The organism is Paenibacillus sp. 01L418 (genome assembly GCF_056400045.1).
The window spans coordinates 1-26,767 of the sequence record NZ_JBFTSN010000056.1 but is presented as its reverse complement, the minus strand read 5'-3'; the positions used below and the strand labels follow the sequence as shown (position 1 = coordinate 26,767).

Genomic DNA, 26,767 nt, shown 5'->3' with positions numbered 1-26,767 from the left:
TGTTGGTGTTGGTGTTGGTGTTGGTGTTGGTGTTGGTGTTGGTGTTGGTGTTGGTGTTGGTGTTGGTGTTGGTGTTGGTGTCGGGCCGCCACCATTATTGGTCGGTTCAGCAGCACGAGTAACGATGATCGTGTATACCTTTGAATTTCCTTTTTGTGCGTTTACGGTAACGGTAACGGTATTTTCTCCTACCGCAAGATTGGAGTTACCTGCCACTTGAACGGCAGCATCAGGATCGGATGTCGTGTGCGTAATAGTTACTGATGTTTGAGCATATGGGATGCTTACAGGATAGGGACCGGTTTGTCCTGATGAAAAGTTTGTTACCGTTGTTCCATCCACTTGGAGATCAGTCAAGTTAGCATCATCTGGCGCGCTGTCATATATATCAATCGATAAGCTTTTCGATGCACTTGAGCCGAACAAAAAGGTCAAAGTTGCAGATGTGTCCTCTTCTAGCGTACTCAAATATTCCTTTTTAATTGTAACGGTTGAGCCGTCTAATGTGTACTCGCTGTCTTCTTCTAATAAGGTTGATCCATTCGTAATGCCTGTAAATGTATGACCATTCAATTGCATAGTTACCGTTATGTCTGCTTGCTCGGGTACATATTTATCAAACCATGCATAATTAGAGCTAATTCTACTGTCAATTGTAGAAAGCAAGAGCGAATGATCAGATCCAGCAGTTATTGTTGTAACCTTTCTTTGAAAATCAATTTTTTTCGGACTAAGCTCGTTAGCGGCAATGCCATGCCCTAATTGCCCCGCAGCCCCTGCACCAAAGGAATAAACATCACCGTCTGTCGTTAAGACGAGGGAAAAGGTTCCTCCGGCTGAGATCGCTGATACCTCCACATTGTCTAAAGCAGCAATTTTTTTGGGACTGAGCTCATTATTGGTATCGCCATGCCCCAATTGCCCATAGTTCCTGCCAAACGCAATAATGCCACCACCAAAGGAATAGACATCGCCATCCTCTGTTAAGATAAGGGAGTGAGACTCCCCGGCTGCAATCGCTGTTACTTTTACATTGTCTAATGCGTCTATTTTTTTAGGAAGGAACTCGATATCGGTATTGCCATGTCCTAATTGTCCAACGTTAGTACCGAGACCGCCAAAGGAATAGACCTCGCCATCCTCTGTTAAGATAAGGGAATGATATCCCCCAGCCGCGATCGCTGTCACCTTTATATTTTCTAATGCTTCAATTTTTTTAGGACTGAGCTCGCTCGTAGTATCGCCATGCCCTAATTGCCCAAAGCCCCCATCGCCAAAGGAATAGACCGCACCGGTAACTGTTAAGGCAAGAGAATGATACGTACCTGCTGAGATTGCTGAAATCTCCGGTAATCCTTCGATTTTTGTTGGAGTTGTCTTGGCCTCATTATTACCATGCCCTAATTGCCCGTAGCTGTAACCGCCACCACCGCCAAACGAATAGACATCGCCCGTAACCGTTAAGGCGAGGGAGTGATATTGCCCAGCTGCAACAGCTTTCACCTCAGGTAAATCTGTAATCTTTACCGGTCTGCTTCGGTCATTCAAATTACTGCCCAGCCCTAATTGCCCGCGATAGCCACCGCCAAAGGAATAAACCTCTCCTTGTTCGGTTAAGACGAGGGAGTGATAATATCCCGCTGCAATTCCTTTAATATCCGCTACTTCCTCGATCTCTTGAGGAGATGAAGTGTTGTTATAAGCCGCACGTCCTAATTTTCCATTACCAGAATTGCCAAAAGAATAGACACCTTGCACAGATGGCTCCGTATCGGCAGAAACGTACGATGGTGCAATCACCATTGGTTGAACGATACTGATCAGCAATGCGATGATGAGTAATTTTAAGAAAAGTCCCTTGCTAGATTTCTGTACTGCATGATTGTCGAAAATAGACATACTTCTTAGACCTCCTGTGTCGAATAATGCGAATTGTGAATCGTCCATAGTATATAAAAAAGGGGCATGAGAGAAATCAACCGAAAGTTGTAGACAGCCAATAAATGCTGAAAACACAAGCATAAACGGCTATCGCCGTCCCTGGCAGCGTAAGCTAACGTTTCGTGGATACACAAAAAAAGCCGCGGTGAGCGGCTGCTTTCGGAAGTTTATTCAGATTAGACCCAATTCTTTTGCTCGAGCAATTGCCTGACTTCGGCGTCTGACTTCCATCTTTCCATAGATGTTGACAATATGCGTCTTCACCGTGGCTTCGCTTATTCCTAGACGACCGCCGATTTCCTTGTTGGAGAGACCGTCAGCTATCACGATGAGCACATCCATTTCACGAGGCGTAAGCGGTTCGGCCAGCCCTCTTCTTCCCATCTCGCTTCGCGCAGAAGAGGGAGCCGCTTCCCATTCATTCGCCGTACTTTGATTCAGGAATGACATATAAACGGAGCGGCTGACCATCAATTCCAAAATAGTTAAACTTCTTTCCGAGAATACGCCACGCATTTGCGTATTTTCCAAATACAGCAATTGCGGGCGCTGATCCACACCTACATGAACGGGCATGCATAGGATCGCTTGAGGTGTATTCTTCCTGATGTACGCGTCTTTGGCATAAGAGCTTGATGCCGCATGGCCAACGCGGATGGTCTGGCCGGATTGGCACACATGCCGAACGATAGATTCCGCATAGAAGCCATCCCTGCCAGAACGATCGTCTGCTCCGAACGTTTCCGCGATCTGGAAGTCGTCCTCTTTGACATCTATGAGCATGCCACGATCAGCACCAACTTGCCGGCAGGCAGTCTCCAGAAAACTCCGAATGAGCTCCTTAGCATCTCCTTCGACTGTCCAAGTTGAAATCTGCTGAAGAATGATCTCCTCACTGTGCGAAACGGCTTGATCCGTTAGCGGGAGTCGACGTTTCTTGGTCTCAGATTCATTCCTCTCGATCGGCGATTGAGCTTGTATCCCATGCACACCGACTGTCATATGCCATAGTTCCGGTCGTTTTGTTTGGAGTTGATTGACCTTCGCAAGTATACCCCAATCCGAATACGTCATGCAGGCATTCATTAATGAGATAGCCGCGCCGATCGGGCTGCCGATCTCCTCGTATAAGGACGATAAGCGCTCGCTTGCTATCGCTTCCGACAACCCGTGGCCTTCCTCTTTGGCTTTCGAGATAGCTGCTTCATAGGCCAGTAGTGCGGCGCTGGTGCGACCGGTCAGCCGATTACATTCTGCCTGAATCAAGCCATGCATGGCGGAGCTTCTACCAAAAATGCCTGTCCACTTTTTCATTTTTCGAGAGAGTTGTTCCAGCTTGCGTACGATGACGCGCCTTTTCTTCGGAGCTGCTTCCATAGCTAGTCCGGCCAGCGCTAGCGCTTCATAGATGCGCAATTTGCGATTCTGTACCCAATCCAACGAAAATTTGAGATCTCTACCCCGATTGGCCCAAAACAGTGCTTCCTCATGTTTTCCCGCTAAATAAGCAGCTTCCAGCTTGCAAATACACCTATAGTTATCGTCATTCACTCGATCCAGGCGTTCAGGCACGCTCACGTAACGAAGAAGCAAGGATTCATCCTTTAATGCATCGGTATACAATTTGGCTGCTGAGTGAAGTGCCAACGTTTTATCGTCAGGAATCGTCAACGTCTCATCTTGGATGTAAGAAAGGAGTTCATCCAATTCCCGAATGCCCTCGTTATGCGTAATCATGCAAGTGATCATAGCTAAGTTGGCGGTGATTGCGTCCGAGCTTTCTACCGCTCTTCGCATCACCTTCCGTAAATCTTGTGCCGACTCTTTGGGATACTCCAATTGCTTGGACAGCCCTAAGAAAAAAAGGAGCCGATATTGCTGTACGGAACTGACGTCGCTAACCGAGTACAGCGGTTCCATTACTCTCGTTGGCAGCCAATCATACAGGTTAGGGATCGATCTTTGAATAATCATTTCATACATGCAAATCAGGCTGATCAAGGAATCGATCAACCCTTTATTCAAGCCATAACGAATAAACCTGGTCATCAGCCAGATAAACTGCGCGGGATTGTGAATAAGCCACGGAAGGCTCACACTCAATACGATTTCGGCAGTCGTCAAATATGCTTCGTCAGCTTGTCCGTCGGGTAATTGTTTCAGCTTGTTTCGAACGTTTCGCAGAGCGCGCTGCGTCCCGATGATCTCTTTCAGCAGACTAGCTTTAGAGACCGAGCGGGGAACCGTCCAGCCATAGCGAGTCAACGCTTCTAGGCCGCATTGCACCGCTTTCGCATTGTCGACAAGGGCGTTCATATTAATTTGAGAAATGGCAAGGAAAGATCGATCCTTGTCGTTTAACCGATGAGCAAAAGGCAATAGATTCAAATATTGCTCTCTCGATTGCTCAACTTCCGCGCAATAGTAAAGACACGCCGCGTATTGCAGCATCATCCGGCTAGTGAACTCGTCGGGCTCCTCTTCTCTTAAACCCTCCAGCTTCAAGCCCTGTTCATAAAATCGCTTTGCTTCTTGATACTTCTGCAATTGTACCGCTTTCTCGCCGGCACATTCATTTAGCTTTGCCAGTTCTCGCTTTTCCGGGTCTGTCATCCGATTCAAGCCCCGATTCAAATGATCAACCGCTGCGAGAAAAACGGTAGGCTCATCATTGGATAAGCGTTCGTGCATCGCTCTTCCAATCTTGAGATGCCACTTGCCTTGGTCTCCTTCGAGCGTCGTATAGAGAAACTGTTGAAAAGATGAATAAACAAAAGCGTATACGAAACCGCTATGTGCGATTAACGGCGATCCGTCGTCGCGACTTATGATGCCTTGGCTCTCGGCCAGCTTCAAGTGATGTTCCGCTTCCGCCTCGGAACAGTCGCAAATCCGCGCAAGAAGCGACGAATGAAACCGCATGCCCATCACCGATGCAACGGCGAGTATCAGCTTCGTTTGTTCCGAATACATTAGGTAACGAGCCTCGAATAGACGAATGACCTGTATGGATTCATCTGTCCGAACGATGATTTCTTCCTCCCACATCCATTGATGCCGTTTCGTATCATAGTACAGCTTTTTATCTAGATACCAACTCGTCAATAGCCCTTGGAGTCGTTCAGGATTACCCTCCGTCCTGTGATAGGCCGACCTTGCCAGTGTATGCACGCGAGGTGAATCATCGCTGACGATCGCTGAAATCAGTTGTAGAATATCATTATATTGCAAGTTATCCAGCACGATTCGTTCGGCAGGCGCGCCTTGATCGGAACGAGAAGCTGTTACAAGCATCATACCGTTTACGGTACGTTCCTTTGTAAGTCGGTCGACAAGCGCTAACGACCAGAGATCCAGCCATTCTGCATCATCCAAAAATAAAATAAGCGGCGATCCGTTCTGCGCAATGCAGCGCATCAATGTATGCAATATGTCTTCCGTTCGGTTTTCGGATTCTCCCAGGGATAGAGGGACGTTTGTTTCATCCTTCCACAATAGGTTCGCCTCTGGCAGCAGTCCCGCCAATAGGGAAATCTCATTCCCCAATTCACGCTGAAGCCAGCTTTTTATCGCTATAATCTCATTGGCCGGATAGTTCCATATTTGCTTGAACCATTCGGTTACTACGTGAAGAATAGGTTTAAAAGGGACGTTCTGTTGCCCCGTCTCGCATCGCGCTTGAATAAACACCCCGCCAAGCTCATCCACTCTCTGCCGAAAATACGCTGCCAGTGACGTTTTGCCCGTCCCTTTATCTCCCTTTATGGATAGCGAGACGTACTCGCCCTCAAGTGCTCTTCGAAAAGCCGCCTCCAGCTGTCCGAGTTCTGAAGCGCGTCCAAATAGGCTCGCCGGATACTGAAATCGACTGACGAGATCGTATTTTCCAATATCGAACGGGAGTGACGGTGCTTCATCGTTTATATAAGAAGCAAACTGCTTCAAATCCATGAGTAACCCGTAGGCTGTTTGATATCGATCATCAGGGTTCTTAGCTAGCAATTTCCATATCATTACTTCCAATACCGATTCCCGCAAATATGGAGCCGCTTCACGAAGCAAGACCGGTTTATACACGAGATGGACATAGTTCCAGTCTTCGTGCTGCAATGGTTCATAAGGTAAACGGCTCGTCAGCATTTCATAGAAGATCATGCCGAGAGAGTACAGATCGCTTCGTCGGTCCGGTTTGCGAACAATCAGATTTGATTGCTCCGGGGACCGATACGCCTTGTTTTGTGACACACTATCAGTGAGCTTTATCTTAAAAGGAGATGAATCCACGGTGATCGTGGAGGGATTCAAATTGCCGATCGTTTCGTTGTGCTGATGAATTTGATGAACTAATTCGGTCATTTCAATGGATAGTTTCATAAATTCTTCAATTTGCAAAGGGCCGCCCGATAAAATAGCACTTAATTTCCGTTCACTATGAGTCGTCATGTTTGATGTCTCCAACCGGCTGTATTTATATGGAACACAATAGGATTAGTATATTATATCTATTATATATGCGAACTGACAATGGTCCACAGTCTGTGAGTCTGAGATGTTTTTTACAAAGAAGAGTTCGTCACATTATGACAGATCAATCCGAGAACCCCCTTCTTGCTCTGACGCTGATTATCGGGCATAAAAATACATCGCCATGCTGGTCACAAGTACCATGGCGATGTATTCAGCATGTCCATGCTGCTATATTCAGGAACTGCTTGTTGACTCCTGGTTGACTTCGACGTTTCAGATCATAGCACAAAAAGTACATCGCCACATTCGCGATGTACTCCAAGTTACATACTATTATGCCGATTAAGCCTTCTCTTCGTCCCCCACCGCAACCGGATTCCCCTCCACAGAACTCCAATCGCTCCAACTCCCCGCATACAGCTTCACATTGCGGAATCCTGCGTCTTGCAATGCGAATACGTTCGGCGTAGCCGTCACGCCTGAGCCGCAGTACACGATAATCTCATCGTCCTGCGACAATCCGTTGAAGCGAAGCTTCTGCTCCTCTGGCGATTTCCAGCTGCCGTCGGCGCGTTTGCCTTCGTTCCAGAAGCGATTGATCGCGCCTGGAATATGTCCAGCCTTAGGATCAAGCGGTTCTACTTCGCCGCGATAGCGAGGGGCTTCACGGGAATCGATGACCACCGTTCCCGCTTTGCCGACTCGTGCCTTTACATCGGCTTGGCTAACCAGCATCTCATCGCGTACGTTTACAGTGAACTTAATTCCTTCTATTAAAGAAGGGACATCCGTTCTAACCGGATATCCCGCCGCTTGCCAGCCTGCGAATCCGCCTTCTATTAAATAGACTTGTCCATCATGCCCAAGCTATTGCAGCAGCCAGCGCAGACGGGATGCCATCGCGCCGCCTTGATCGTCATATGCGATAACTGTCGTATGATTGCCAATGCCAATCCGCCCAAGGAGATCTGCCAGCACCCGCGGCTCCGGCAATGGATGACGACCGCCTTCTCCATTCGGACGCTTGGGACTGGAGAGATCCTCGCTTAGATTTAAGTAATAAGCACCGGGAATATGAGCTTCTGCATACGCTCGCTTACCCGCTTCAGAATCGTTAAGCGCGTAGCGCGCATCCACAATAACCGTCCCATTCACACCAAGCTGCTCCAGCACCCAATCCGCTTTTTTAAAATAGGTCATCTCATCCATCCCCTCTACTATTTCTAAAATAGTGCTGCCGCTCGCATATCAATCATTTTTATCATCATCTAACGCTCTCTTTTCATCAAAACACTCCGCTCTATCACTCCGATGGCCGCTGCAGCAGCAGCGCAAAAAACGCTCCCGTTATTTCAATCGCCTTCTCCAAATCATCCGTCGTCCCTGCAAAAGGATGCACCGCTCCGAAAGTATGGTTCGCTCCTTCCAGCGGTGAAAAACGATGCTGCGGAGCAGCAGCTTGGAGAAGATAGTATCCTGTAAGCAATCGCCCAGCATCCCCCGTTCCTTGAATGAATAACACAGGCGTTCGAAGTGACGCCGCTTTAGCTGTGATAGCGAAGCGCATTCGATTCCGATCCAAATCCTCGAAAAACGCAGCGTTAATCGGCATTTCCTGCTTTGTCCTTGCATTCGTCACATAGCCTACCCCATCCCGCAATACCTGCTCGCGGAATTCTTCTCCAAACAGATTGGCCTTCGCTATTCCGTTCCATGTTACTACGCCGCGAATTTCCGGATGCTCGGCTGCGAATATTACGCTATTCCCTCCGCCGCGGCTATGCCCTACTATGAAAATTTGCTGCTTATCCATCAGTTCATCAAGCGGAAGCCTTCCCTCGAGCAAGGCTGCAAGCACAGCTGACAAATCCTTTTGCTCCTGCGAGTAGGTGTTCATCCCGAACTTATCTAGCTCGTCAAAATCATGCTCATTAACGCCGTTAAACGAAAAGTTGAACGTAATAACCGCAAAGTCCTGACCCGCGAATTGCTCGGCCGCATAAGGGAAGAACGCCCAATCCTTGAACCCTTTAAAACCATGCACAAAGAGGAGGACCGGCTTGCGTCCCCCATCTTCCTTCACTCTTATATCGCCTCTTACATACACTCCCGGGTCCAGTTCCAACATAAATGTCTGATGCAAAATACTCCCATTACTCAATAACAGCACCTTCCCCGTCAACATATTTCATTCTATAGCAGCTATTCACTCAGTTAATACCATATCTATCTACCCTGATCATATCACCAACGTGCATTATAGAGGCGGGATTACCTGTAAAATAGTACAAAAAAACTACACCCACGCATCGTTCGCATATCCACGCGCTTCCCAGTACCCTACATGCTCGCCTTTAATCAGCTCAATTCGGTTTAACCATTTTACGGACTTATAGGCATACATTTTCGGTACAATGAGACGAACCGGTCCGCCGAGATCACTCGGGATCGGCTTCCCATCATGCATGACCGCCACCATTACATCATCCATGTCGGCCTGCTCAAGTGTAAGGGTATCTGTATATACACCATCACCCGAGTAAAGCTTCACCGTCTCCGCACCGGGCTGCACACCCGCCATTTTCAGCAATTCTTTAAGTGGAATACCCTCCCACGTGTTTTTGTAAACGGACCAACCGGTCACACAGTGAAAATCACTGACCTGCACCGTTCGCTTCAGCGCCACAAACTGTTTCCAATCCCACTTAAATGTCTTATCGACTAACCCGTCTATCGTAAAGTTCCAATCCGCATTTGTAAAAGAGGGAATCGGCGTTACCGTGTATACACGGAACTGTCCAACAGCTCCTCCACCCGTTGGTGGGGCTGAAGCAGGCAGCGGCTGCGGGGCTGGCAGAAGCATATTGGCATCATTTTCGATCAGCTTATCGATGCTCTGGCTTCCGCCTACACTTCCAAGCGAGTTCCCGAGCCATTTCAGAAAAGAAGGCCCGATCGTGACAGCCAAGCCTATGCCAATTGCACCGCGAATGAATGCTTTGCGCGTATACACCGGCTGAGGCGCTCCCGCTGGATGGATGACGCCCTCTTCCTTCTGCTCGTTTTTGACGGTACGGCGATTCGGCTCCTTCAGCCATTTGACCCGCGTGATGGAATGATAAATGATATAAGGAAGACCAACCCATGTAAGGAGATCATGAATGACTAATGCCACATTAGACACGCTTGGCCCGACGGCTCTAAACTGCCACAGCAGCACGCCCGATCCGAACCAGCCCAGCAATAAGCCTAACACGACGAGTACGTTAAATCTTTGCCAAGGCTTTTGCTTCAACTGCTTCCAATGCTTGCCCGCCAGCGCCAGATAATAGACAACAGGCAGGATGGATGCTATACCGACAACGACATGCGCCCACTTTATCCAAACGCGAACCTCCCCAAGAACGCCGCGCCAGAAGCCGCCCACCAGTATAAGCCCGGTTAATGCCAAAATAACGACAATCCAGCCGTTCCAAGCATGCAGCGAAACGAGCTTTTTACCATAACCCTTGCGAAGACGCTCCAACAGTCCACTCATCGGCTAAGCCTCCTCYTCTCCTCTAAGTCTTTTTTTCGAAAAAAACTTATCCGTATCTTCTGCCGCCTCATACAACGTGAACCAAAATAAGCTCCCGTGATGACTAGGCTGCTGCACGCCTATTTCCCCTCCATATTGCTCTACTAATAGCTTAGCGATGGAAAGTCCAAGTCCCGCACCTCCGCTATCCCGGCTTCGTGAACGGTCTGATCGGTAAAACCGCTCGAAGATCCGCTCTCTATCGGCTTCCGCCACACCTTCCCCTTCGTCAATAACGGAAAAGCGGATAAGCTTCTCCTGCTGCCCGTACCATTCTTCTGCTTCTATTAAAATTAAACCGCCTTGCGGCGAATGCCTCACCGCATTTTCGAGCAAGTTTTGTAGTATGCGTTGCAAGTGACGCGGCTGCATCGTTAAACGAAGCGAAAGCTCCGGCAGCTTAACTCTAAGCTGCAACGATTTCTCATCCAAAGGCTTCGTAAACCGCGGCAACAGCTCGACAAGCACATCCTCCACATTCGCTGGTTCAAACACCGCAGGCTCATGCTTCTTCTCATCCAGCGTCGACAATTCGAACAAATCCTGAATTAATTCGCCAAGTCTTACCGTCTCGCTCCGTATCGTCCCCAAATAATACTTGAAAGATTCTTCATCTGAAATGACACCATCCTCTAACGCTTCTACATAGGACTGCACAGAAGCAAGTGGTGTACGCAGATCATGCGCCATGTTCGCAACGAGTTCCCGCTGCGCCGCCTCGACTGCTTTTATTTGCCGGAAGCTTTCCTCCAAGTGGATGCCCATATGATTGAATTGTTCCGCTAGCTGCTTAAACTCCCTCAGACCTGTATGCTTTACCCTAGCCTTCAAGTCTCCTGCCGCAATTAGCCCGGCCCCCTCACCGATCCTTCTAACAGAATCCTCAAGCGGCCTCACGAACAGAAAGTAAAGCATACACGAAACTATACCCGCTCCCACGGTCGCAAGCGTCAACAAAATGAACTGCTCCTTGGACAGTAACATAAACCGGTAGAACACCAGCTGCAAAATAATAATAAACACGATACTGATTGTATTAGCCAGCATGAGGTAAGAGCGAAGCTTCATACAAATGTTCCTTTGCCGTCCAGCTTATAGCCAATTCCCCATACGGTCTTAATCCAGCTTGGATCGGAAGGATTCTCCTCAATTTTCTCCCTCAAACGACGAATAAGCACCGTAACGGTCGTCGTATCGCCATGATAAGCGAAATCCCATATCTGGTTAAGCAGCTGGCTACGGGAGAATACCTTTCCTGGATAAAGTGCAAGCAGATGCAGCAAGTCAAATTCTTTGGCCGTGAGATCTGCCTCCGCTCCATTAACAACAACCCTTCTCTCCTGCGGAAAGATTGATAATCCGTCAAAAAAAAGTGACTGCCCTGACCCCCCGTCACCGCTGCCATTCGTCTCCGTCCCCTGCTTCTTTGCCACGCTGCCGGCCAAAGACCTTCTCAATATATTTTTAATGCGCAGGACCAGCTCCCTCGGACTGAACGGCTTCGTTATATAATCGTCCGCGCCCATCGTTAAGCCTAGCAACCGATCGGCCTCTTCTCCCCGCGCCGTAAGCATGATGATCGGAGTTTCCTCTTCCTGACGAACCCGATCGCATACCTCCAGACCTCCGAACTTTGGCATCATCAAATCGAGAACGAGCAGGTCCGGCCGATGCTCTCGCCATAGCCGCAAAGCCTCCTCGCCGTCTGCCGCTACCCAAACCGTCCATCCCTCACGTTCCAAATAACGCCTACACACATCTCTTATATTCCGTTCATCATCGGCTACTATTATTTTCGCGCTCAATGCGGGTTCACCCCTCTTTCCTAAAACTTATATCCTCTTCTTAAATTATAACGCCGATAGGACACGGATACGAGTATAGCTGTCTTTTATAGCAATAATTCCCCCGCCATGAGGCGGAGGAATTTTTAAAAAAAGCACAACACACCTTAAAGACCATCCAATAATGCTTGCTAGTTCTTATATAGCTTCATCCGTTGCAGTTTGTGCAACCGAATCACCACTCCTATAGCCGCCAAAATCGTACTAACCATTATTTTCATTGCATTTCTGCTATCTAACTTCCAAGTTCGGGTTTTATGTGAGCTTTGCCAAACAGATACTTTGCTGAATCATCTCCCTAGTTATTTCACCAATCCCCATTACATCTTTTCTTCAGTCTTCATCTCATCCGTTTTCATTTCATCTTTCTTCATATCGTCAGTTTTCATTTCATCCGATTTCATCTTGTCTGTCATCATTTCGTCGGACTTCATCTCATCTTTCTTCATATTGTCAGTCTTCATCTCATCAGTCATCATTTCTTCGGACTTCATTTCGTCGGATTTCATCTCATCAGACTTCATCTCGTCTTTCATTTCCGTTTGAGAGTTTTCTTTGCCYATGTTATCATTATTCGCGTTGCACGCGCTTAACACCAACATGCCCCCTAGTATTAGTGAAGCCAACATACTTTTTTTCAAAATAATCTCCTCCTTGGAATATCCTATTGTTCTTCTACGGACCAATCGTATCGAACATTGCTAACCATCCAAGAACAATACACTTTCGAAATCATTAGTAAACTATTACAAAAGTATTACATCTCCTCTATCCTGAGGGAAGATAAGTCATTTTCGATCTTTTCATTAAAATCTTGGAACCAGATCCATATGCTTCGCCCCATTGTCCTTTTTTAGATGTTCTACGTAGGCTTCCGGATAATAGCTGTCAGCTTCTATGGAATTAGGAATTTCTTCTAACCTTGAAAGCTCCAAAAATCATGCCAATCCACTGCATCTTTCAACTCCCTGTTGATTCAGAGCATAAAAAAAAACACCGCTCAAGGCATATTGCCTACTTAGCGGTGTATTCAAATCCTACATCGTATCTACACTGTTTCCATAATTTCCACTTAAATCGATCCCAAAATAAAATAAAGCAAGAAGAAAAATGCGATGACGTACATCGTTATCGATACTTCTTTCCTTCGGCCTGTGACCAGCTTCAGTATTGGGTAGGCAATGAAGCCAAACGCAATCCCATTCGCGATACTAAAGGATAGCGGCATAACTGCCATCATCAGATAAGCTGGAAAAGCTTCTGTAAAATCATTAAACGGAATCTCCTTAATGCTCTGAAACATAAGGCAGCCAACAATGATGAGTACAGGTGCAATTGCACTGTTTGGGATTATTTTGAAAAGAGGAATCATAAACAAAGCAGGAATAAACAAAATTCCCGTTGTAAATGAGGTTAGCCCCGTTCTCCCGCCTGATGCGATGCCTGTTGCAGACTCAGCTGCTGTCGTCATCGGACTACAACCCAGAAGTCCTGCACTAATTACCGATACAGAGTTAGCCTGAAAAGACCTGCGGAACTTCGCCTTGTCTGGAAGCATCCCCAGCTGAGCTCCCATATTTTGAAAAATAATGACCATCGATAACGAAAAAACGGCTGTCCAAAAATTAAGCGTGCCAATTCCACTAAAGTCCAAAGCAAAAAACAACTCTCCGTACCCATTAAAGGAAATACTAAAATCACGTAATGTTGAAAAATCGACGATACCGAGCAGTGCACCAATGCCTGTGCCTGCGATAATGGCAATCAAGAAGCTGCCTTTTACATTTCGCATGAAAAGCGGTATCGCAATCAATAAAGTCAATATCGTCGTTAGGGCATAAGGATCACTCAGCTTAGCCAAAGTAACGAAAGTTCCTTCGCTCGCAACGATGATCCCCCCATTTTTCAAGCCTAGAAAAGCAATAAAAAGACCAATACCGGCGGTCATGGCGTTAATCATCGACGTCGGGATCGAGCGCGATAGATAGTCGGCCCCTTTCGTTACCGCAGTTAACATAAATACAATGCCCGCCAAAAATACTGCTGCAAGTGCTTGCTGCCACGTAAGTCCTAACGAGAAAACCAAAGTAAAAACAAAAAATGCATTGTCTCCCATCCCAGGGACGAGAATTAACGGTGATTTTGCCCAAAGTGCCATCAGCATGCAACCGATAAAAGAGCAGATTACTGTAACAATCGTAGCTGCTTCATAAGGCATGCCGGCTAGCTGCAAGATGGCGCCATTGACCGCAATGATATAGGCAACCGTCATAAATGAAGTTGTTCCTGCAACTAACTCTGTACGTACCGTCGTGTTTTCTTTTTCAATATGGAACATTTTCTGCAATCGACTTCCCAAGTGTATAACCACCTTTTATCGTTTCCCAACATCATAGGGTTCCCCTAATGCTTTGGGTGAACGAGCTTTCCCTACTGCTCCAATTAATACGAGTAATGTTAAGACGTATGGAAACATATAGAAGAACTCATTTGGAATGCTAGCAGCAAAATCAAAGATTTGCAATTGGTCCTTTGCTGCTTGGGCTAAACCAAAAAATAGTGAAGCAAGCATCACGCCTATCGGATTCCATTTTCCAAAAATAACAGCCGCAAGCGCAATATAGCCTTGTCCAGAAATGGTATTAAAAGCAAAGTTGCCATTTGAGGTAAGTACAATCGTTGCTCCGCCAAGAGCTGCAAGTGATCCGCTTAAAATAACAGCGATGTAGCGCGTGCGATTTACTTTTATTCCAACCGTGTCTGCTGCGCTTGGATGTTCACCAACAGAACGAAGCCTTAGTCCACCTGAGGTCTTAAACAAATAAGAAAATAGGACGATGACTAATGCAATGGCAATATACGTAGTCGGATAGGCATTGAAGAACACATTGCCAATGAACGGAATGTCGCTTAAATAAGGAATCGTCACCTTATGAAATACAGTCGTTAGAAGCGGTGTTTCTGCTGAGCCGTCAAAAAGTAATTTCACGAAAAAGAACGTTGAGCTTGCTGCGAGAATATTGATAACAACCCCGCTCACAACCTGATTCGCCTTAAATGTAATCGAGGCGACTGCATGAATGCTAGAAAAAATAATGGTAAATAGGAAGGCTCCAAGCAAGCCTAACCAAGGGGAGAAACCGCCAAAGYCCGCTATTTCCGCATAATGAGTCGTTATTGCAGAGAAGAAGGCTCCCGATACCATAAACCCTTCCAGTCCAATATTAATGACTCCCGAGCGTTCGGAAATGAGTCCACCGAGTGCAGCAAAGATAAGGGCAGTTGAGAATACGAGCGTCCCATTTAGTAAATTGCCAATTACCTCCATCTGTCACACCTTCTTCTTTGATTTTAGTTTAATCGTCCGGAAAAGCAACTTAACGATGCCTGGTGCAGCTACAAAAAAGATAATAAATGCAATAATCATCCGAATAATTTCGCCTGGCACCTCTGCTCCAAAGCTCATGCCTTGTGAACCATAGGTAAGGCCCCCAATGAGGGACGCGGAGAGGAATACGCCAAGTGCGCTATTGCCGCCAAGCAAAGCTACTGCTATTCCATCAAAACCGAGGCCAGATGAAACCGAGTTGATAGCCACATAGTTGAACACGCCTAACACTTCAAAGGTACCAATCAAACCGCCAAATACGCCTGAAATAAACATGGTACGAACCATAACATTCGAAACCTTCATTCCTGCATATTTTGCAGCATCAGAATTAAGTCCAACTGCCCGCAGCTCATAGCCCCATGTGGTCTTGGTTAAATAGATGTGGTAAAAAATAACCGCAACAATCGCAATCACGAATCCCCAGTGGATACGTGCGCCATCCATCAGCTCAGAGAGCCAGCTAATTTGTATGCTGGCAGATTCATGGATCAAGGCGGATCGTTGCGTACCTGCTTGTGGGATGAACGTCCGAATAATATAATTCGCCAAATAAAGCGCAATAAAATTAAGCATGATGCTGGTAATCACTTCATTAATACCACGTTTTGCCTTAATATAACCCACAAGCGCTCCCCACATTCCGCCAAGCAAGGCGCCAACTAGGACAGCCAGCAGCGCATGCAGCACAGGTGGCAGACTAAACTGTGTGCCAACAATTAAGGCGCCGAGCGATCCCATAATAATCTGAYCGTCTACGCCAATATTAAACATGCCGGAACGAAAAGCGATCGCTACGGCCAAGCCGCTCATCATAAGCGGTACAATCGTACGCATAGCTTCTCCAAAATCGTAACGGCTGCCGAATATTTTATCGATTAGCGATTTATAGGCCAGCACTGGGTCGTAGCCGCCAATCCACATAATAATGGCGCCTAACAGCAAACCCATAACAATGGCAACAAGAGGGATAAGTGCAGATTCCCGTTTGAAAATACTCATTATTTTATTCATGGATGCCTTCTCCTTCATGCTTGCCTGCCATCATCATTCCTAATTGCTGATCATTTGTTGTTTCTGGCGTGGTTTCTCCAACAATTTGTCCGCCGAATAGGACCAGAATACGGTCTGCTACATTGAGTATTTCATCCAGCTCAAACGAAATCAGCAAAACAGCCTTGCCTTGATCACGTTCTGCGATTAACTGCTGATGCACAAATTCAATCGCGCCTACGTCCAGCCCTCGCGTGGGCTGAGCCGCAATCAAGACCTGCGGATTTTTATCGATTTCGCGTGCGATAATGATTTTTTGTTGGTTTCCTCCTGACATCGAACGAACGAATGTATCAATGCCTGGTGTGCGTATATCGAACTCGTTCACTAACCGCGTTGCCATGTCATCCATCGTTTTCTTATTAATAAAACCATGCTTGCTTATTTCTGGTTGATAATACGTTTGCAAAATTGTATTTTCACTGACAGAAAAGTCCAGAACGAGTCCATGTTTATGCCGATCCTGCGGAATATGTGACATTCCCGCTTCAGAAATCGTACGCGGAGCAAGATTGGCGATGCTTTTGCCTTGCAGCCAAATTTCACCTGAACGTATGCTTTGCATACCTGTTAAAGCTTCAATTAGCTCTGACTGGCCATTGCCGTCTACACCAGCAATACCGACAATCTCGCCCGCTCGTACGGAGAAGCTTAGATCATTAACAGCGGCCTTGCCGTTACTGCCTGTAACCACTAAATTTTTCACTTCTAATAACGCTTTTTTCGGGTTAGCCGCTCTTTTGGCAGTTTTAAAATTAACTTCTTTACCGACCATTTTTTCCGCTAATTGCTGCGCATCGCTCGATGCTACTTCCACACTTTCAATTCGCTTACCGCGCCGAATAATGGTGCAAGTATCTGCTATTTCCATAATTTCCTTAAGCTTATGAGTAATGAGGATAATAGACTTGCCCTCAGCCACAAGACGCTTCATAATAGCCAGTAATTCTGTGATCTCTTGCGGAGTTAACACAGCAGTAGGCTCATCAAAGATTAGAATATCTGCTCCGCGGTATAGTGTTTTTAAAATTTCTACGCGCTGCTGCATCCCTACACTGATCGATTCGATGGTTGCCATTGGATCAACATCAAGCTTATAACGTTCAGATAGCTCTTTTACCTTTTTACTTGCTCCTTTAATATCAATCTTCATCCCCTTTTTGGGTTCCATTCCGAGAATGATATTTTCCGTTACTGTAAAAGGCTCTACCAATTTAAAATGCTGATGTACCATCCCAATTCCAAGCTCAATTGCCTTGTTTGGACTATCCATCAGCTCATGCTTCCCATTTACATGAATCTCGCCTTCGTCTGGCTGATATAATCCGAATACGATACTCATTAGGGTGGATTTCCCTGATCCATTTTCCCCGAGCAAAGCATGAATTTCTCCACGCTTTAGCTGCAAGCTAATCGAATCGTTAGCGACTACGCCGGGGAATCTTTTGGTTATCCCTTTCAGCTCTAACACGACATCTGTCTTAGTCATATAAGACCCTCCCCAAAATATTCGTCCCCTCACTCTATCTAGGACAATGATAGAAGAGGGGACGAAATCGCATTATTTTTCCGGTACGACGATCTCGCCATTAATGATTTTCGTGCGATATTCCTCGACCTTAGCAAGAACTTCCGGCGCTACATTAGTTTTCGAATTTGGAGCAATATCGACTCCGTTTTCTTTGAGGCCCATTAATGTCACTTTACCCGCCGGGAAATCGCCTTCAGCTAATTTTTTTGAAGCTTGGTAAACAGCCTCATCTACTTTTTTGATCATCGAAGTTAATGTAACATCATCTCCGAAGGTTAAAGATTGATCTTTATCCACGCCAATGACCCATACTTTTTCGCCCTTGCTGTTACGTTCCTTCGCTTCATTAAATACACCATTGCCTGTTAGTCCTGCTGCATGGAATATGATATCTGCACCATCGTTATAGATGGTAGAAGCTGCAGATTTCCCCATATCTACCCGGTTGAATAGCCCTGTATAGTTAACGATCAATTTTGCATCTGGATTTACAGCTTTTATCCCTTCGCGGAAGCCCGCTTCAAATCGTTTAATAACGGGAATATCCATGCCGCCGATAAAGCCGATTTTATTTGTTTTTGTCGTTAAACCTGCGATAACACCAACTAGGAACGAACCTTCTTGCTCTTTAAAAGAAATAGCGGCTACATTCGGGAGAACAAGGTCAGAATCGACAATTCCAAACATCTTATCTGGATTTTCTTTGGATAGCTGTGTTACTGCATCAGCTAAAGTGAAGGCAGTTGCCCATGTTAAATCATAGTTTGCTTTGACAAATTGATTTAAGTTAGGAACAACATCGCCATCTGTTTTTGGTTCCAGGTACTTCACTTCAAAACCAAAGTCCTTCTTTAATTTCTGCAACGCTTCCCAAGCACTTTGGTTAAAGGATTTATCATTCACACTGCCAAGGTCAGTAACCATTCCGACTTTCAGCTTTTTAAGCTCTTGTTTATTATCTGTACCTGCAGCCCCTGCGTTGCCCGTATCACTTTTTTGACCGCATGCAGTTATGACTAACGTAAAAATCAGTATTAAAGGCAATAATGCTTTCATTGTTTTTTTCATTGTAAATTCCCCCTAATGTTTTATTCCTCGTTATTGGTTTGTTTTACTAACAAATCCAAGAAGCTTTCCCCGATAGCTGGTTTAGTGACCATGAAATTTTCTGCAATCGTTGCAGCTAAATCAGCAAATGTGTTTCTTATGCCAATAGAAATGCTATCCTTTGCTAACGATGGGCTGTAGATCAAGATGGGTACATATTCACGGGTATGATCCGTTCCTAGCGCAGTTGGGTCGTTGCCGTGATCAGCCGTAATGATAAGTAAATCGTTGTCGCTCATTTGCTGCATAAGCTCTGGTACATATTGATCGAACTCTTCAAGGCACGCAGCGTATCCTTTAGGATCACGGCGATGGCCGTATAAAGAATCAAAATCAACTAAGTTTGTGAATAACAATCCGTGGAAAGGCCGATTCAGCAGCTTAATCGTTGCCTTGATGCCATCCAAATTGCTCTTTGTTGGATAGGATTCACTAATTCCTTGCCCTGTGAAAATATCGTTGATCTTCCCGACCGAAATAACATCGAGGCCTTCGTTCTTCAGATGATCAAGCACGGTTTCTCCAAAAGGCTTGAGTGCATAATCATGCCGATTAGGTGTGCGTTTATAAGCGCCCGGCTCACCGATGTAAGGCCTCGCTATGACTCGGCCAACTACATAAGGATCATTCAAGGTTAGCTCACGCGCAATTTCACATGCATGATATAGCTCATTTAATGGAATAACATCCTCATGAGCTGCGATTTGGAATACGCTGTCTCCGGAAGTATAAACAATCCACGCGCCCGTTCGGAGCTGCTCTTCTCCATACTCGTCCAAAATTTCAGTTCCAGAAGCCGGCTTGTTTCCAATCACCTTGCGACCGGTCATGGCTTCGAACTTCTCAATCAATTCCGCTGGAAATCCATCGGAATAAACGTGAAAGGGCACCTTTACTTCGAGTCCCATGAGTTCCCAATGACCCGTCATCGTATCTTTGCCTACCGATACCTCCGCCATCTTGCCATAACATGCTAGAGGTTTAACCGCTTTCAAGATGGTAGCGAGTGGTGCAATATTACCTAGACCCAAAGCTGTAAGATTTGGTAATTTCATGTCTGGTACTTGCTCGCAAATATGTCCTAAGGTATGGCTGCCTTCATCTCCGAAAGCTGCAGCGTCCGGTAATGCACCGATACCAACACTATCCAGCACAATTACGCTTATTCGCTCGAATTTCATAAATACACCTCATTTCTCAAAAAAAAGCTAAGGCCATGCATTGCTATTTTCCACCCAATCCATGCTACAATACGTTTCTAGCCGTTTCGCAATCTCTTACCTAAGAGTTGCTTAAATATTGAAATGCGAAAGGAAAATTCTTATGATCGACAACATCTCAGACATCTCGATTTTCTCGGACATTCCTAAGGATGAATTGCAAAAAATAACCCCATTGCTCAAAGAACGACGGTTCAAAAAGAACCATGTTCTAATGTTTGAAAATGACCAAAGTGACGAGGTTTATCTTATTCGCTCAGGTATGATCAAGATTTATCGCATGTACGAAGGAAAAGAAGTCGTTCTGAGTATTACTAGTGCCGGCGATATCATTGGAGAAGTAGAAGCCCTCTCCAGCGACAATCATCGGATCTCATCCATAGAAGCCTTAGAAGACGTCAACGTTTGGCTGCTGTCAAAACAGGATTTCCTGCAGCTTGTGGATCAATATCCTTCCATCCTGCGAAACGCTTACAAAATTCTTGTAGAGCGAACTCGGATGCTCAATCGCATGATTCGTTATTTGACCTTCCATGACGTACGTGGAAAAGTAGTTAATCTCATTATGGATCTCTATTACAACTATGGAGTCGCCAGTGATAACGCATACAAAATCGATTTAAAAATTAATCAATCCTTGTTCGCCAACATGCTCGGAGTCACGCGAGAATCCATCTCCAAAACGCTGGGTGAGTTTCAAGCCGAAGGACTGATCGACATTCGTGATAAGTACTTATACCTCCTTGATAAGGAAATGATAGAATCGATCTGTAATGAAACCGAAGAGCTTCCTGCAATGCGTAAGTGGCATAACATTTAACGATGCCGTGCACCTAATAATACAAATGACAGCGCTTTATTTCCGTAACTGCGCTAACAGTTATTTTGTGAACCAGTTCACAAAAGTTAAGTAATCCCTTTAACATAATGTGGATATCGAATCATGCTATGATTCTCGTGCATTCTTTTTTGTGATGCACGATAAGAAACATTGGAGGGAATTCACATGAGTTTTCATATTGAAGCAAAGATTGGCGAAATTGCAGAATCCGTCTTATTACCTGGAGATCCGCTGCGCGCAAAGTATATTGCGGAGACCTTCCTCGAAAATGTCGTCTGTTACAACAATGTACGTGGCATGTTAGGCTTTACAGGCACATATAAGGGCAACCGTGTATCGATTCAAGGTACAGGAATGGGTATGCCTTCTGCGTCCATATATATTCAAGAATTGATCAACGATTATGGTGCCAAAAATCTCGTTCGTATCGGAACATGCGGCGCTATTCAAAATGATGTGAATCTCCGCGATGTTCTTATTGCGCAAGCAGCGGCTACCGATTCAGCTATCATTCGCAACCAATTCCCTGGGTTTGACTTCCCTCAGATTGGAAACTTTGATCTAATTAAAACCGCTTATGAAATTGGAGAGGCTAAAGGCCTTAACCTGCGCGTAGGTAACGTGTTATCTTCTGATGTTTTCTACACGGAAGACAAAGATGCCGTGACCAAGCTAGGCCGCCATGGCGTATTGGCAGTAGAAATGGAAACAGCCGCACTTTATTATTTAACAGTTAAATTCGGCGTAAAAGGTCTCAGYCTCCTAACGGTAAGTGATCATATTCTTACTGGAGAACAAACGACTGCACAAGAGAGACAAACGACCTTCAACGATATGATTGAAGTCGCACTAGAAACCGTAGCTAAATAGATCTTTTACTAACAATTAGAAACCTGTCACAGCTCATCAACCTATATATTGAATTAAAAAAAGAGCTCGATTCCATTTTGGAATCGAGCTCTTTCTCTGCATAAAGCCTACATGGCGATGAATTCAATTCTTCCATACTACATTACGTCTCTTAGCTCTTACAGTCAGCTGACCAGACCAAAGACGGGGCATCCCCTTTACTAAAGTCCGTTTTAAGTTCTTTTAGATCTCTATATATTAGATAAATATGGTATTTTTTATATAGAGGGAGAGGCTAAATATGTGGAGGTTTGTTCGCAAAATTATGTTTTCCCTGCTCGTCATTCTTGTGGTGCTGGCAGGTCTCGGAGCCGCTTATCAATGGTACGGTTCCAAGCAGGACCGAAAAACATATAGACCTACCGGGAAACTGTATAATGTAGCAGGCAGCAAAATGCATCTCTATTCGGAAGGTATAGGCGATACAACAATCGTCTTTGCTTCAGGGTGGGGAACGACGAATCCCTACGCCGATTTTTATCCTTTGTATGAAGGACTGAAGCAGCATGTGAAGATTGCTGTCTATGACCGTTTCGGTTACGGATACAGTGATACGACAGACAGAAAGCGGGACATCAATATGATAACCGACGAGATTCATGAGCTGCTTCAGGTCTCTGGGCAGAAACCGCCTTATATTTTTGCCGCCCATTCAATGGGCTCTCTGGAAACCATCCGGTACGCGCAACGTTTTCCAGAAGAAGTGAAGGGTATTCTGCTTATAGAGGGCGGAAGCCCTGAATATTACAAGTCCAGCCCGGAGCTTACTCTTATTCCTTGGATTCAAAAAGGACTCCGGACATTTGGCATACTGCGGGCCTTGTATCATGTGGATGGCTTCGTAAAATGGCTATCCGATGAAAGCAACGGGGAGAAGCTATTGCCGGAGGAGCTGAAGGAATTAAACCGCAAAGCCTTGCTGCTAAGGACTGGAAACCGAAATATGACGGATGAAATGAGCCAAAGCCGAGAGAATGCCAAAATGGTGCTTGAGGGAGGAAAACCGCTGAAAATTCCCATTACCGTATTGACTGCAGACTATTTTGGCAAGCTGGACGATGATCCGTCATGGGCAGACAGTGAAGCAGCGCTTCCATCATGGTCTGTTTCTGGCAAGCAAACCATCGTGAAAGGCAGCTCCCACTCCCTTCATAGCTATCAGCCAGGCATTGTTGTTGATGAGCTGCTTCAATTGGCGGGTCATGCTGAAACATTAGAATAGATTAGCTATAACAAAAAAAACAGATCATCCTCCTAAGAGGAATGATCTGTTTTCTTAAACGGTCTTATTTAATGCCTTGCTCCGTAACATACGCTTGCCATTGTTTCGTGTATTCCGCTTGAATTTTCTCAAGGCCTGCTTGTTTTGCTTTTTCCATGAACGTTTTCACGCCATCTTCTACGTTTTTCACGAGACCTGCATTCAGCGGGAACAAGTATTGTTTCTCTACCTGCTCAAGTGCTGCTCTCTCAGCTTGGTAAGGTGTGTAATCTTCTGCGAAACCTGTGAATTTATCAGGTACTTGAATTTTATCAAGCTCATCGAAGATCGCTTTTACGCCATCATAGTTTTTGTCGAACAGCATGAACTCAGGGTTTCTCCATGCCCAACCATTCATGCCCTCACGAGGGAAGCCGTTGGAATTGGAATCGCCGATCATCGAGTAATAGCCGTCTTTTACTTCATAGTTTTTGCCTTCTACACCGTATTGCGTAAGCATGTTGTAGCGTTTGTCCGTAACCAGCTTCTCGTAGAACGCAAGCGCGCGCTCAGCGTTTTTGCTGCTAGCTGGAATAGCGAATCCGTTGTGGATCGGGTGAACTGGCGTTGCAATCCCATTTGTTTTTGGGAATGGGTGGTAGCCCAGCTTCCAATCCGGGTGAGTTGCTTGAATTTTGATAACCATATCATTATAGCGAGTCGGGTTGTCCCCAATAATTGCTGCAGCTTTGCCGCTTGTGATTTGATCCTGCAGCGTATCTTTAACAGCCAGCACGTTTTTCACCATGTAGCCGTTATCCTGCCAACGCTTCATTACCGTCAAATCTTGAACTTGCTCATCTGAACCCCAGTAGGAATGCACTTCATTAGGTGTTGCATAGTCGATGCCGATACCGTATGGCAGCGCACCAACTGGAGAGTGGGAAATACCAATGAAACGATCCATTAGGTTTGTTTTCACATCCGAGTTCATCGAAAGCGGTGTAACCGTCGGTTCATTTTTCTTGATTCCATCTAGGTATTGCTCGAACGTTGCAATATCTACAGGAGTAGGCAGATTGTATTTCTCGCGAAGATCTTCACGCCATACAAAACCATCCGTTACATACTCTTTGTACGTAGCTGGAACCGTGTAGATTTGACCGTCGATTTTTACAGCTTCCCACATATCTGCTGGCACGTAAGAGTTTAGCGTAGGCGCTGCTACGGGAAGAATCTTGTCGAGCGCTTGGAAAGCGCCTTTCTTCGCATACGATTGGTATTGCGTCCAATCCGCTGTGAAGATCAAGTCAACCTGTTGGCCTGATCCAAGCAATAACTTGTACTTTTGATCCCAATCTGTCCAAGACGTGTAGTTGAATTTAACGGTAGCATTCAAATCTTCCAATGCCATTTTGTTGACTTGCTCTTGAATAGAAGCGATATCTTTAGGAGCATCGCCTAACATATAAAATTGCAATTCCACTTTTTTCGACGTATCGATACCTGATTTTTCGCCGCCTTCATTCGTTGCGCCTTCGTTAGTTGTACCCTCTGTGTCTTTTGGAGCATCGGTAGCGCTACTGCCGCTGTTTCCATTGTTATTCGATCCGCAAGCTGCTAGTACTGTAATAAGCACGATGATGGATAGAAACATGGAGACCGCTTTTGCTGCTTTCTTAGTCATGTGAATCCTCCCTTTAATAAGTTCTTATCTATGTTAGCTAAACGTGGAATGATTGATCCMTTGTCTAGTTCTAACCTTTAACCGCACCAATCGTCAATCCTTTTACAAAATAACGCTGCACGAACGGATACAGGAACAGGATTGGTCCTGTAACGATAATGGACATTGCCATCTTCGTTGATTCTGTCGGCATGTCGGAGCCTAGCGAGACGCCAGTTCCCGAGCCCATTTGCGCAACGAAGCTCATCGCATTAATCACGTTGTACAAGTAATATTGCAGCTGGTACTTCGTCGTGTCGTTAATAAACAACGAGGAAGTAAACCAGTCATTCCAATAATGAAGCGCCAGGAACAAACCTACGGTTGYGATACCCGRCATCGACAGCTGAAGCACAATTCGGCTATAAATGGTGAAGTCGTTTGCGCCGTCAATTTTAGCCGATTCAATAACCTCATCCGGTACTGCGGAGCGGATAAAGTTTTTCATCAGAATAATAAGGAAAGGCGTCATAAGACCCGGCAATATCAACACTTCAAGCTTGTCAGTCAGCTTCAAATACTTGGTCATTAGGATGTACCAAGGAACCAGTCCGCCGCCAAACAGCGTCGTGAAATAAATCATAAAAGCGAAGAAATTGCGATATTTGAAATCCTTGCGCTGCAGGACGTATCCAGCCATCGTCATCAGGAACAATCCAAGCGTCGTCCCGATAACCGTGGTTAGCGTGGTGACGCCATAGGCTTGCAATACCTGCTTCGGAAAACGGAACACCGTCGCATAACCCTCAAATGAAAACACGGTTGGAATGAGATGGTAGCCATCTCTTATAATCGCTTCATTTTGCGTAAAAGAAGCAGATATAATGAGCAGGAACGGAAACAAGCAGGCTACAGTTGAAATGAGGATGACTATAAAAGCGATGAGTCTAAACCATTTCATATAATTGTCGTCTTTGATTTTCATGGGTACCTCCTACAGTTAGCTGATAGCAATTGCTTCAAATCGTTTAAAACAATGCGTACTCGTCGTTGATTTTCTTGATGATATAGTTGACGGTCATGATGAGAACAAAGCCGAATAGCGATTGGTATAAACCAGCGGCTGTCGACATGCCGATATCGAACGTCACTTTCAGTGAACGGTACACATACGTATCGAGAATATCTGTCGTATTGTAAAGCACGCCGTTGTTGCCGATCAGCTGGTAGAACAAGTCGAACTGGCCTTTCATAATACTTCCGAGTGCGAACAGCAGGAGCATAACGAATGTTGTCTTCAGCATCGGAACGGTAATGTACCAGATACGCTGGAAAATGTTCGCGCCGTCGATTTTGGCAGCCTCATAATACTCTTCGCTAATTCCAGTAATCGATGCCAGGTAGATAACCATGCTGTACCCTATATTTTTCCACAGGTAGAAGATGATAATAAGGAACACCCACACCCATGGCGTATTGTATACGTCCAATGATTCGTATCCGAATGACTTCAGCGTCGAATTCAGAAATCCGCTCTCATAGTTGAACACGTTGTAAACGATGACACTAAGAATAACGAAGGACACGAAATACGGTAGAAACATGATCGATTGCGTCAGCTTCTTAAACCATTGCAAGCGCAGCTCGCTTAATAGAATGGCAAGCGCGATGGCGAGCACGTTTCCGAGTAGAATAAATACGATGTTATAGCCGACCGTATTTAAGGTTAATCTTGCGAGAACCCCCGATTTCCATAAAAACTTGAAGTTGTCGAGTCCAACGAATTGGCTATTGAACAAGCTTGTGTTGAAGTCGAACCTTGTGAAAGCGTAGTAGATACCCACCATTGGAACATACGAGTTAATTAGGAAGAAGATAAGCGCCGGCAATAACATAAGGAAGAGTATACGATTCGTTACAAGCTCCCTAAGCACTCCATTTTTTTTCAACATGCAGATGATGTCTCCTCTCAAAGCGTTCTTTTCTATTTCGTGTTGTCTGCTGTTCTCACTGTACGCCGCC

General features: G+C 45.5%; 21 protein-coding genes. 3 read left to right on the top strand and 18 right to left on the bottom strand.

Going from position 1 to position 26,767, the window contains the following annotated elements:
- From AC1DSE_RS10530 to deoB, 15 genes are all read right to left on the bottom strand, one after another.
- The coding region (locus AC1DSE_RS10530; RefSeq protein ID WP_477527661.1) for an RCC1 domain-containing protein at nucleotides 1–1,899 on the bottom strand (1,899 nt) is incomplete at its 3' end.
- Between the two features lie 213 nt (nucleotides 1,900–2,112).
- Nucleotides 2,113–6,384, bottom strand: coding sequence for an AAA family ATPase (locus tag AC1DSE_RS10525; RefSeq protein WP_441877963.1), 4,272 nt, complete (start codon nucleotides 6,382–6,384; stop codon nucleotides 2,113–2,115).
- 366 nt (nucleotides 6,385–6,750) lie between these two features.
- Nucleotides 6,751–7,143 carry a sulfurtransferase gene (locus AC1DSE_RS10520; RefSeq protein ID WP_441877961.1) on the bottom strand — a complete coding sequence of 131 codons (393 nt, stop codon included), beginning with the start codon at nucleotides 7,141–7,143 and terminating at the stop codon, nucleotides 6,751–6,753.
- A 132-nt stretch (nucleotides 7,144–7,275) separates the two neighbouring features.
- Nucleotides 7,276–7,608 carry a sulfurtransferase gene (locus tag AC1DSE_RS10515; RefSeq protein ID WP_441877959.1) on the bottom strand — a complete coding sequence of 111 codons (333 nt, stop codon included), beginning with the start codon at nucleotides 7,606–7,608 and terminating at the stop codon, nucleotides 7,276–7,278.
- A 103-nt stretch (nucleotides 7,609–7,711) separates the two neighbouring features.
- Entirely contained in the window at nucleotides 7,712–8,569 is an 858-nt protein-coding gene (locus AC1DSE_RS10510) for an alpha/beta hydrolase family protein (protein WP_441877957.1), read from the bottom strand.
- A gap of 135 nt (nucleotides 8,570–8,704) precedes the next feature.
- A complete protein-coding gene (locus tag AC1DSE_RS10505) occupies nucleotides 8,705–9,946 on the bottom strand; it encodes a molybdopterin-dependent oxidoreductase (RefSeq protein ID WP_441877955.1) in 1,242 nt (413 codons plus the stop codon).
- Between the two features lie 3 nt (nucleotides 9,947–9,949).
- Complete coding sequence (locus tag AC1DSE_RS10500; protein ID WP_477510162.1) at nucleotides 9,950–11,053, bottom strand: sensor histidine kinase; 1,104 nt, start codon at nucleotides 11,051–11,053, stop codon at nucleotides 9,950–9,952.
- Nucleotides 11,050–11,790 carry a response regulator transcription factor gene (locus AC1DSE_RS10495; RefSeq protein ID WP_441877951.1) on the bottom strand — a complete coding sequence of 247 codons (741 nt, stop codon included), beginning with the start codon at nucleotides 11,788–11,790 and terminating at the stop codon, nucleotides 11,050–11,052. Before AC1DSE_RS10495 ends, AC1DSE_RS10500 begins: the two co-directional genes overlap by 4 nt.
- A 359-nt stretch (nucleotides 11,791–12,149) precedes the next feature.
- Nucleotides 12,150–12,470: a hypothetical protein gene (locus AC1DSE_RS10490; RefSeq protein ID WP_477527660.1), complete on the bottom strand. Its 321-nt coding sequence runs from the start codon at nucleotides 12,468–12,470 to the stop codon at nucleotides 12,150–12,152.
- A 431-nt stretch (nucleotides 12,471–12,901) separates the two neighbouring features.
- A complete protein-coding gene (locus AC1DSE_RS10485) occupies nucleotides 12,902–14,188 on the bottom strand; it encodes an NCS2 family permease (RefSeq protein ID WP_441877947.1) in 1,287 nt (428 codons plus the stop codon).
- 15 nt (nucleotides 14,189–14,203) lie between these two features.
- Nucleotides 14,204–15,157 (bottom strand): ABC transporter permease, encoded by a 954-nt coding sequence (locus AC1DSE_RS10480; protein WP_477527659.1) that lies wholly within the window; start codon nucleotides 15,155–15,157, stop codon nucleotides 14,204–14,206.
- A 3-nt stretch (nucleotides 15,158–15,160) separates the two neighbouring features.
- Nucleotides 15,161–16,231 (bottom strand): ABC transporter permease, encoded by a 1,071-nt coding sequence (locus tag AC1DSE_RS10475; protein WP_477527658.1) that lies wholly within the window; start codon nucleotides 16,229–16,231, stop codon nucleotides 15,161–15,163.
- Nucleotides 16,224–17,759, bottom strand: coding sequence for an ABC transporter ATP-binding protein (locus AC1DSE_RS10470; protein ID WP_441877941.1), 1,536 nt, complete (start codon nucleotides 17,757–17,759; stop codon nucleotides 16,224–16,226). The genes AC1DSE_RS10475 and AC1DSE_RS10470 overlap by 8 nt, the downstream gene beginning before the upstream one ends.
- A 72-nt stretch (nucleotides 17,760–17,831) precedes the next feature.
- Entirely contained in the window at nucleotides 17,832–18,869 is a 1,038-nt protein-coding gene (locus AC1DSE_RS10465; protein WP_076271625.1) for a BMP family lipoprotein, read from the bottom strand.
- Nucleotides 18,870–18,889: 20 nt separating this feature from the next.
- Nucleotides 18,890–20,089, bottom strand: coding sequence for a phosphopentomutase (gene deoB / locus AC1DSE_RS10460; protein WP_477510159.1), 1,200 nt, complete (start codon nucleotides 20,087–20,089; stop codon nucleotides 18,890–18,892).
- A gap of 142 nt (nucleotides 20,090–20,231) precedes the next feature.
- On the opposite strand from deoB, the gene AC1DSE_RS10455 reads away from it, so the two are divergent.
- The 3 genes from AC1DSE_RS10455 to AC1DSE_RS10445 all read left to right on the top strand — a co-directional run bounded on the left by AC1DSE_RS10455 (nucleotide 20,232) and on the right by AC1DSE_RS10445 (nucleotide 23,100).
- A complete protein-coding gene (locus AC1DSE_RS10455) occupies nucleotides 20,232–20,948 on the top strand; it encodes a Crp/Fnr family transcriptional regulator (protein ID WP_477510158.1) in 717 nt (238 codons plus the stop codon).
- A 186-nt stretch (nucleotides 20,949–21,134) separates the two neighbouring features.
- Complete coding sequence (deoD, locus tag AC1DSE_RS10450) at nucleotides 21,135–21,839, top strand: purine-nucleoside phosphorylase (protein WP_076271628.1); 705 nt, start codon at nucleotides 21,135–21,137, stop codon at nucleotides 21,837–21,839.
- A gap of 280 nt (nucleotides 21,840–22,119) precedes the next feature.
- Complete coding sequence (locus AC1DSE_RS10445) at nucleotides 22,120–23,100, top strand: alpha/beta hydrolase (protein WP_477510157.1); 981 nt, start codon at nucleotides 22,120–22,122, stop codon at nucleotides 23,098–23,100.
- A 64-nt stretch (nucleotides 23,101–23,164) separates the two neighbouring features.
- On the opposite strand, the gene AC1DSE_RS10440 is transcribed toward AC1DSE_RS10445, so the two are convergent.
- The 3 genes from AC1DSE_RS10440 to AC1DSE_RS10430 form a co-directional block, all read right to left on the bottom strand.
- Entirely contained in the window at nucleotides 23,165–24,772 is a 1,608-nt protein-coding gene (locus tag AC1DSE_RS10440) for an extracellular solute-binding protein (RefSeq protein ID WP_179089946.1), read from the bottom strand.
- Nucleotides 24,773–24,836: 64 nt separating this feature from the next.
- Nucleotides 24,837–25,730: a carbohydrate ABC transporter permease gene (locus AC1DSE_RS10435; RefSeq protein WP_477527657.1), complete on the bottom strand. Its 894-nt coding sequence runs from the start codon at nucleotides 25,728–25,730 to the stop codon at nucleotides 24,837–24,839.
- Between the two features lie 43 nt (nucleotides 25,731–25,773).
- Nucleotides 25,774–26,697 carry an ABC transporter permease gene (locus AC1DSE_RS10430; RefSeq protein ID WP_083682713.1) on the bottom strand — a complete coding sequence of 308 codons (924 nt, stop codon included), beginning with the start codon at nucleotides 26,695–26,697 and terminating at the stop codon, nucleotides 25,774–25,776.
- Nucleotides 26,698–26,767 lie beyond the last annotated feature (70 nt).

Coding starts and splice junctions, on each gene's coding strand:
- AC1DSE_RS10430 (WP_083682713.1), bottom strand. CDS start 26,697: ATGTTGAAAAAAAATGGAGTGCTTAGGGAGCTTGTAACGAATCGTATA.
- AC1DSE_RS10525 (WP_441877963.1), bottom strand. CDS start 6,384: ATGACGACTCATAGTGAACGGAAATTAAGTGCTATTTTATCGGGCGGC.
- AC1DSE_RS10455 (WP_477510158.1), top strand. CDS start 20,232: ATGATCGACAACATCTCAGACATCTCGATTTTCTCGGACATTCCTAAG.
- AC1DSE_RS10515 (WP_441877959.1), bottom strand. CDS start 7,608: ATGACCTATTTTAAAAAAGCGGATTGGGTGCTGGAGCAGCTTGGTGTG.
- deoB (WP_477510159.1), bottom strand. CDS start 20,089: ATGAAATTCGAGCGAATAAGCGTAATTGTGCTGGATAGTGTTGGTATC.
- AC1DSE_RS10505 (WP_441877955.1), bottom strand. CDS start 9,946: ATGAGTGGACTGTTGGAGCGTCTTCGCAAGGGTTATGGTAAAAAGCTC.
- AC1DSE_RS10445 (WP_477510157.1), top strand. CDS start 22,120: ATGTGGAGGTTTGTTCGCAAAATTATGTTTTCCCTGCTCGTCATTCTT.
- AC1DSE_RS10465 (WP_076271625.1), bottom strand. CDS start 18,869: ATGAAAAAAACAATGAAAGCATTATTGCCTTTAATACTGATTTTTACG.
- AC1DSE_RS10520 (WP_441877961.1), bottom strand. CDS start 7,143: ATGCTGGTTAGCCAAGCCGATGTAAAGGCACGAGTCGGCAAAGCGGGA.
- AC1DSE_RS10470 (WP_441877941.1), bottom strand. CDS start 17,759: ATGACTAAGACAGATGTCGTGTTAGAGCTGAAAGGGATAACCAAAAGA.